The 8494-nt window shown below is 41.9% G+C and carries 10 protein-coding genes; 5 read left to right on the forward strand and 5 right to left on the reverse strand.

Translation table 11 applies throughout. From position 1 onward, the window contains the following. Nucleotides 1-632: transposase (locus tag PI95_RS33715; RefSeq protein WP_163519434.1), on the reverse strand; the 632-nt coding region annotated here is incomplete at its 3' end. Between the two features lie 38 nt (nucleotides 633-670). On the opposite strand from PI95_RS33715, the gene PI95_RS33720 reads away from it, so the two are divergent. The 5 genes from PI95_RS33720 to PI95_RS33740 all read left to right on the forward strand — a co-directional run bounded on the left by PI95_RS33720 (nucleotide 671) and on the right by PI95_RS33740 (nucleotide 4831). Continuing rightward, on the forward strand, nucleotides 671-823 hold the full coding sequence (locus PI95_RS33720) for a hypothetical protein (RefSeq protein ID WP_052324839.1): 153 nt from the start codon (nucleotides 671-673) through the stop codon (nucleotides 821-823). Between the two features lie 473 nt (nucleotides 824-1296). Then, nucleotides 1297-1755, forward strand: coding sequence for a phosphate-starvation-inducible PsiE family protein (locus PI95_RS33725; protein ID WP_039741636.1), 459 nt, complete (start codon nucleotides 1297-1299; stop codon nucleotides 1753-1755). A gap of 17 nt (nucleotides 1756-1772) precedes the next feature. After that, the gene (locus PI95_RS33730; RefSeq protein ID WP_163519435.1) at nucleotides 1773-2231 is read left to right on the forward strand and encodes a nitrate reductase associated protein; all 459 of its coding nucleotides are present in this window, start codon (nucleotides 1773-1775) and stop codon (nucleotides 2229-2231) included. Between the two features lie 164 nt (nucleotides 2232-2395). Continuing rightward, nucleotides 2396-2998 (forward strand): DJ-1/PfpI family protein, encoded by a 603-nt coding sequence (locus PI95_RS33735; protein WP_039741262.1) that lies wholly within the window; start codon nucleotides 2396-2398, stop codon nucleotides 2996-2998. Nucleotides 2999-3460: 462 nt separating this feature from the next. Next, nucleotides 3461-4831, forward strand: a complete 1371-nt coding sequence (locus tag PI95_RS33740) for a PrsW family glutamic-type intramembrane protease (protein WP_039741259.1) — start codon at nucleotides 3461-3463, stop codon at nucleotides 4829-4831. 425 nt (nucleotides 4832-5256) lie between these two features. Here the strand turns inward: PI95_RS33740 and PI95_RS33745 are convergent, their stop codons facing one another. From PI95_RS33745 to PI95_RS33760, 4 genes are all read right to left on the reverse strand, one after another. Beyond that, nucleotides 5257-5904 carry a hypothetical protein gene (locus PI95_RS33745; RefSeq protein WP_039741257.1) on the reverse strand — a complete coding sequence of 216 codons (648 nt, stop codon included), beginning with the start codon at nucleotides 5902-5904 and terminating at the stop codon, nucleotides 5257-5259. Between the two features lie 142 nt (nucleotides 5905-6046). Next, nucleotides 6047-6286: a hypothetical protein gene (locus tag PI95_RS33750; protein ID WP_163519436.1), complete on the reverse strand. Its 240-nt coding sequence runs from the start codon at nucleotides 6284-6286 to the stop codon at nucleotides 6047-6049. A gap of 23 nt (nucleotides 6287-6309) precedes the next feature. Beyond that, nucleotides 6310-7887 carry a CHAT domain-containing protein gene (locus tag PI95_RS33755; RefSeq protein ID WP_039741255.1) on the reverse strand — a complete coding sequence of 526 codons (1578 nt, stop codon included), beginning with the start codon at nucleotides 7885-7887 and terminating at the stop codon, nucleotides 6310-6312. Between the two features lie 142 nt (nucleotides 7888-8029). Continuing rightward, the coding region (locus PI95_RS33760) for a hypothetical protein (protein ID WP_163519437.1) at nucleotides 8030-8494 on the reverse strand (465 nt) is incomplete at its 5' end.

Below are 8494 nucleotides of genomic sequence, written 5' to 3' on the forward strand. Positions count from 1 at the left end.
TTAACGAGAACAGGTTTAAATCCTGGCACGTTTGATGTAACCGCCATCAAATTATTAATCCCCAAGTCAATTGCAGCAATGCGTTCTGTACTCTGACTTAATTCATGGTCGCTAACCTCATAGACTATTTCTAAAACATAATGGTCAAGTTTTGGCACGATGCGAGACTGACAGTATTGTGGTTGTTTAATCTGAGTATCAAAGTTGTAATCAATACTGCTGAGTTTAATCTGCCCAGAATTCTTGAATACCTTTTTTGATGTGGACTGCTCAGTAAAAATCAAAACACAACGTCCATCCTTGGGTTTATACCCTGGTATTTTTGGTTTACCTGTAAAGTTAGTACTGTCTAATTTATATTGTCCGATCGCTCTGAAATATCCTTTCCAGGATTTATCTAACAATTTGAGGATTTGCTGTGAAACCTTGGCTGGCAGTGCTTTGTACTCCTGGCTTGGCTGCATTAGCTTATCCATTGAGTTGTAATCCGGTACACCATGACCATAGATAAATGATTGACGAATGCAGTAGTTAGCAGCGTTCCACAAGTTTTTAGAGGCGAATGACATCGCATCTATTCCCACCCACGCAGGATGGCTTTTCTTAATGACTCGCTGTTCTACTAACTGCATTCTGTTATTCTTAGCGTGTAACCAAATGGTAGCACATAATGAGAGATAAAAGATTAGTAGTACGAGTAACAGAATATGAATTATTACAGCTGCAACACGAAGCGGATAATCGAGGTGTCTCTAATTCTGATGTAGTTAGGGCGTGGATTGCACAACTGCCCAAGCCCAAGAAAAAGACTACACCTGATTAGATTTGAATATATTTTGAGTAAAGTTTTCTGATACCTTGCCTAAGCAAGTCTCATTAACCAGTGGTGTCGGCTGACATCATTACCACCTTTGGTGACAATCTAACGCATTTATTAACGAAAGTACAGATAAAATACAGGGCGGCTCAAAGTCGTTCTGTATTAATCAATATTACGCATTCAAATAATCATTATCAACTGCCACCCGGAGAATGATAAGCTGCTAGACATACACCACAATATGTTTGCCGATCCGGGGAATTGGTGAATATTTCATAGTCAATAGTTTTTGTAACTATTGATTATTGACTATTGACTGTCTCCTAGTTTGAGATATGGAAGACAAGAAAAAAGCGCCTTCTAAATACAAAGCGCGAATTGGTAAGGCATCCTTTTTCCATCCTATAGATTTATCTATGGGGTTTTTCTTTTTTGTTTTTGCTTTTCACTTTTTACTTCACAGGGGGGTGCAGAAGATGTGGAAGCTATTCAGGCAATTTAAAGAAGCTACCAAAGATGACAACTTTATGCACCACATTGAAAGCATAGAGGTGATAGTTTCCAAAGTTTTATCTGTTGCGATGGTGCTGGTAATTTTGGTAGCGATTTTTGACTTGGGAGTGCTTCTGATTAAAGAACTTTTTACAACAGCATATGGTGAAATAAACAGAACATTATTTAAAATATTTGGTTTATTTCTAAATATTTTAATTGCTTTAGAAATATTAGAAAATATCACAGCTTATCTGCGAAAACACGTTGTTCAGGTTGAGTTGGTTATTGTAACTTCTTTGATTGCTGTATCGCGGAAAATTATTATACTAGATTTAGAAAAAACCGATGGTGTTGAAGTAATTGGACTGGCAATTGCTATTTTCGCTTTATCAATCAGTTATTGGATTATTCGTTACAGCAATTCTAAATCCAAATATTAAATCATCGCTGGAATATTATGGCAGTCTTTTTTAAATTCGAGGCAGATTTTGTTGAATCTCTACGTTGCATTCCTATGCAAGTGCGCTACAAACTCGATACTTGTGGTATCAAGCTGAAATTATCCGATTGGAGTCATATGACGCAAGTGGAACGTGAAGCTTTAGTGGAATTACCTTGCACCACAGAAAGCGAAATTCAAGCTTATCGCGAGTATCTTGAGAATTTGATTTTACAACGTAGCGGCACACCACCGGCAACATTATTTATCGAACCTCATCCCGCATGGATGGATGCGACTACTGTACCAGATAGCCTTCAGAAAAAAGCTCAAGAAATAGGTACAAGCATCACACCCCAACAGTGGGCAAATTTAACTGACTTGCAGCGTTTTTCCCTAATTAAACTTAGTCGTCCAGGACATGAAAACGAAAATTTTCCGAAAGCGATCGCCGAATTTAATTTAGATATTAGTTAGTGGATAGTGGATAGAAAAAAACCAACCAGCACCCAACACCCAGCACCCAACACCCAACACCCAACACCCAACACCCAACACCCAACAACCAACACCCAACACCCAACACCCAACAACCGACCACTAACAACTAACAACTAACAATTAACCAAGGAAATAATAATATGTCTACAAAGAAAATTTTGATGATTGTTGGCGACTATGTGGAAGATTACGAAGTGATGGTTCCCTTCCAAGCGTTGCAAATGGTAGGATATGCTGTCCATGCAGTTTGTCCCGATAAAAAAGCAGGTGATAAGGTGCGGACTGCTGTTCACGATTTTGAGGGAGACCAGACTTACAGTGAAAAACCTGGTCATAACTTTACTTTAAACGCCACATTTGAGGAAATAAAAGCCGAAACCTACGATGCTTTAGTAATTCCTGGAGGACGCGCACCCGAATATATCCGATTGAATCGCACGGTGTTAGAAATTACCCGTCACTTTGCCCAAGCAAACAAGCCTATCGCTGCTATATGTCACGGTTTACAGTTGTTAGCGGCTGCTGATGTACTCCAAGGCAAACGTTGTACTGCTTACCCAGCGTGTAGTCCTGACATACGCCTTGCTGGAGGAACTTACGTAGATGTATTGGCTGATGAGGCAATAGTTGATGGTAACTTAGTTACAGCTCAAGCTTGGCTTGCTCATCCCCGGTGGCTGGCAGAATTCCTGAAACTCCTGGGTACTAAGATAGAGCATCTAGAGGTAGCGAAAGTTAATTAAGTGTACTTGGTCTATAAGTTTTGAGATAGTCAGTAGTCAAAGGTTGCTCGTCAGTAATAAAAAACAACTGATATCGTCGTAGAGACGCCTCTCTTGCGGAACGTCTCTACAACAAAATTTTATATTTTTTATATTTTTAAATACAATTAGTCTTGGTAAATACTACTAATATTTAATAAATTGGCATAAATTTAAACTTTAATAGGGTGCTTAAAAGCAGATAAACTATGAGCTATAACTTCATACAGCTTACCAAAAAGAATGCACTTCTACACCTTAGATAGCCAGAATCCTTACCTGTCAGGGATAATACTATCTTAAATTTGGATTTATAAATTTATAATTGTTTAACAGTAAGTGAGGCTATATTGTATTTAGCAATGCTGCTGTTGATGTGGCTGCGGTTAAGTCCTGCTGCTGTGATAATTTAAGCGAATTAATTGAGAAACGAATTCTAACTCAATGACAGGGAAAAACGCAAGACATAATGCTTTTCTGCGGCTAGTGTCTGGTAATGAAGCAGCTTTTGGGTCAGCATCTCGCTACTCGCTGCTTGCCAGTAAAGACGCGGTAATTGGACGCGACCCCAATTGCCAAGTTGTCTTCGATGCCATGATCTATCGGATGGTATCCCGTCGTCATGCGGTGGTTCGTCCCGTGTCTTCATCCGCAGATGCAATATTTAGCTGGGTAATTTCTGATTTAAATAGTGCTAATGGCACTTATTTAAATGGAAAACGCTTGCAAGGTACTCAGGAATTGCAACCAGGCGATCGCATAACTTTAGGTTACGACGGTCCAGAATTACTGTTTGAGTACGAACTCATCCCCCAAGCAACGGTGATGTCGCAACCTGCTTCTAAACCGTTACCACCGGCGACTCCTCTCCAGTCGATGCAAAAACCAGATTCTGTAAGCTTCACTCAACTGTTTCCGATTATTTCTACTGGTAAAGATTTAACTCGTAAAGCATACCTGATACCGGGAATGCTGACAGTAGTTTTTGTAGTACTAATGTTTGCCACGGTAGGTCATCCGCAAGCCAATCAAGTTATTGTCGCTACTTACATCGCTTTCGCGGCTTACTATTTTGTCTATCAGCTTTGCGGCAAACAAAAGCCTTGGTGGGTGCTACTAGCTTCAGCATTAACGACTACGCTGATTTTACTCAGTCCTTTGTTAGATATATTTATCTTCGTATTTCGCGGTATCTTACCTGGTAAGTTGCCCTCTTTTGAAGATACAAGCACCTTCACAGAGTTACTGGTACGTTACTTTTTTGGCGCAGGCTTGATGGAGGAATTACTGAAGGCGCTGCCAGTATTAGGAGCGTATGCGATCGCTCGCTTATTACCCTCGCCTTTACGCGAACGTGTCGGCGTTTGGGAACCTCTAGATGGCATTCTTCTAGGAACCGCTTCTGCCGTAGGTTTCACGTTGTTAGAAACTTTAGGACAGTATGTACCTTACATTACTGAAAATGCTTCAGTACAATCGGGGATAGCGGCTGGTCAACTAGTAGGATTGCAACTGTTAATTCCTCGCATTTTAGGCTCTGTTGCCGGACACATGGCTTACAGCGGGTATCTAGGGTATTTTATCGGGTTGGCTGTTCTCAAGCCCCGCAGAAGTTGGCAGATTTTGCCTGTTGGTTATCTTAGCGCTTCAGCACTCCACGCTTTGTGGAACGCAACAGGGTCTATCAATGCCTTACTTTTGGTGGTGGTTGGGGTGTTGTCTTACGCCTTTTTGATGGCAGCAATTCTCAAAGCACGGGTACTATCTCCAACGCGATCGCAAAATTTCGCTACCCGCTTTGTCGGACCAAAATGAGAAATAGGGGACAAGGGGGACTTTCTTGACAAGGGGAGCTTTTCTCTGTGCGGAGGCCTCCGACCTTGAGGTGTCTGGCACAGGACTTGGGGGACTAGTACTTTTGAATTATTTGAAGGCTTTACCTACAAGGCACTACGTTTGTTGAACTTCAATTATCTTTTATGTCTTTGGGTAGATGACGCTTGTCTAGCGTCTATTTTAATTTTGTGATAAGCTGGCGAAGCTATTCCTTGAGAAGGATAATTCAAAGATTCTGAGAATGGCACGTAAGGCGTAAAGATAACGCAGGCATTCAGACAAAAACTAAAAGCTGACAGTACAAGTCTTCGTACCTTCTGCCCTATTACACTAGCAACATAAATGCTAGAAAGCGCTACACTGCTGCTTTGGCACATGAACCGAGATGCAAACGAATTGTAAATTTAGGTTTCTGATTGAAAATTATTTAATTGGGTGAAGGCATAGTGAGCGATCGCTAAACTAACTTTTGCTTGTTCGATTTGAGATAAAGCTGTCCACTCTCGATTGCTAATCTCCGTGATTGTAGATTCTGCGTTTTGCGGTTCGCTACCTCGCATGGCATAAGCGTAAGGACGCGCTAGAACTAAAAGGTCTTCTGTTTCCCAACTTGGTAGTACAGTCTGAACACACTCAACTAATAATTGATCGCCAATTGATCGGCTGGTGTTTAACATTTCTGATGCTTTTTGGGCGATCGCGTTTAGCCAACTTTGCGGTACACTGGCAGCAAAAGCCGAATGTAAAGTTTTTTGAAGATTTGCTAAAGTAACATGAATTGTATTATCATTGTAGTGCGTAGAATCAGAAATTTCTGACCAAAGCGTGTCAAGTTTTCCGTAAAAAGCTTGCGAATGAGTTGTTAGTTCTTCATCTGTTAAATCTTGAGCGAACTGTTCTTCTAGTTCTCGAAAATAGATTTCTGACTCTTCGTCAGCAGGATTCCAGGGATAAGTAGCATCTTCAGGTTCCAGCAGAGCTGACAACAATTCTAAATCGAATTGAGAGGGTAAGGGATGGAAAGTTTCTGAAGCGTTCATATTTTTAGCCATTTGTCGTCTCCCGATTGATTATTTAGCAATATTGACAGCTACAGCTGCAAGAATCTGATTTCCGTAAAATAAATTGGATTTACTTGAGAGTGATATCTGGTTTTTTCAGATAAGTTATAGTGGCATAAATCATATTTATTTGTTATTGGCAATTGGGAACGCGGTAATTGGTGAGCCAGTGCGTTGGTAAGGCAGCGCGGTCTTGGGGGTTCCCCCCATGAGCGACTGCCGCAAGGCTCTCCCGACTTGAAGCAACTGGCGAACCCGAAGGGCAATTGGTGAGCCAGTGCGTTGGAAAGGCTCTGCCGACAGACAAAGTACAGCCTTTGAACCCCGAAGGGGCAATTGGGATGAAGCCATGCACCCATGCACCCCTCTTCAAATCCCCAGTAAAGAGTCCCTTAGCTAATTCGCTTCAATCATAAACTGCCAAGTTTCACCTTTAGAACTACCAAACTTTAGCTGCATTCCCGATTTTAAGGGTACTTCCTCGCGATGGATTTCTTGCCAACCCTTAGTGCCTAAAATCCAGGTTCCGAATTTCGATTTATCTACCAAGTGATAAGTTCGCTTGAGACTAGCGCCGCTGAAATGATTCCGGTAGAATATTTCTGCATGATATCCAGAAACCCACTTTTGTGCGAAAACAATATCATTGTCTTCACTGCGACCGATGCGGGTGACACCAGTTGCCAATAAGCAGGTTGCATTTCCCTCAAGCGATCGCAAACAAGCAGTTGGAGCCGACGAAGTTATACTGGGTATAGCCGTTTCCGGCAGTTCGGTAATTCCTTCATCAAAGCTCTTAATCAGTTCACCATCAAAATTCGGATGTAGATAGAGAACTGGTAAAGTCCAAGCTGGTTGATTGAACTTATAAATTGTTAATAAATGTTGCCTTGCTTCTGCTACAGCTTCATCAATTGGTAAACGCTTTCGCAAAGCTTGAGCAAAAGCTTGAATAAAACTTAGACTCTCATCATCGCGAATTTGATCGCGCATTGCCAAAACCGCCGGCACACCATGACGAATCAGCACTTCTGCTAAACTACTAGAGGGTATAGCTTGGCGATTTACAGCAGCTGGTTGTGCTCCCCAACAAGAATTAAAAACCGCCAAATTTACGTTATTGCTCGTCAATATTCGCGCCAATTCTATACCATTGAGCGTCATGTCCGGTTGCAAATACAGTAAACCTCCATCTGGTGCTGGCAGACCATGACCGGCATAAAATAAAACATTATATTCTCTGCTTTCTAGCTCTTGAATCAACTCTTGTCGAGTTGGTTGCAAAAGTGTAGTCACCGTACATGGTGCATATCCTTGAGAATAATTACCGACTACAGGACTATCGCAAAGAGTTTTTTTGAGAATAACTGCTTCTTGTTCGAGTTGAAGTTTCTTGTCAGATCCCAAAACCAGCAGAATATTTAAAGTTGGATTTATTCGCAAATACGGCAGAGGGTCTACTTCCGTGGTTGTGCGACTAAATAACACTTGTTTGCTAAAGGAAATTGCGGGTTGACCTGCTTTTGGCTGCATAATTTCCCAAGGTAGGGCGATCAGGTCTGGGTCGCGAATTTCCAGGCGCAAGCGCAAAGGTATCTGCTCACCCATAGCAATGCCTTGACTGCGTTCTAGACTACCAAGAATAGCTCCGTCAAATACCCAACGCCACAGATTTATTCCCAAGTGTTGCATCAAACGACTAGTGTAAGGACCGGCGGTCTGACCATTCGGGGGTGAAAGCAAGTCCACAGTCAGGGAATTGCTGGGTGGAAGGGTCGATCCGGGGGGAAGATCCAAGCGATCGTGACCGGCAAAAAATGTTTGCCACTCATTCCATGCTTGAGTTAACTGTGGAGACCATACACAGTCACGCAGAACATAGCCACTCGGATAGGGTGCGTTGACCACCCAAATGGCGAAGTTGTCGGTGCTGGTATTGACGAGACGGGCGATCGCCAGGTTCAGGGATGGCATGGATTCATTAAACTAAAAGGTTTAATCAAATTATTTCCAAGAACAATTTTACAAGGTAAATATTTCTGCCTTGCTGATTTTTTATTCTGATTCTTCCCTTTATTATTTTAGGTTTTTTTTACTTGTGCTTCGATAACTGATGTCACCTTTGGGGCAGAACATCATCAGAAGGTGGCGATTGAATAACAACATCCTCAGCAGCTTTGCTGTTAACTTGACATTGCCCGGATTGTCCCGGTGCGGAAATAAAAGGATTTAAGCGCTGAAGTTGGGATAATTGAATCCATCCGTCTTCCCCCCTCTTCACCAAAAGTGTTTGTCCAGTGCTATTGTTTAGTTGAGCCTTGTTAGCAACTGAACAGACTCGCAGATGCACTAAAGAGTCTTGCTGTTGAGGAATTGGTTTGTCAATAACTTGCAAAACACTACCTGCTGGTGCTGTGAAGACTAAATTTGGGACAGATTTGTTTTTACTCAGAGTTATTTCTCTATCGCTGGTAATCTCAAAACCAACATCTAAATTAGAAAGCGATACTTGCCCAGGTACAGTGACAACACTCGGATCTGTGCCTTCTGGCTGAGTTGGAGGAGTGCCAATATTTGGAGT

Origin of the sequence: Hassallia byssoidea VB512170 (assembly GCF_000817785.2) — a bacterium.
GTDB lineage: Bacteria > Cyanobacteriota > Cyanobacteriia > Cyanobacteriales > Nostocaceae > Hassallia > Hassallia carrinoi.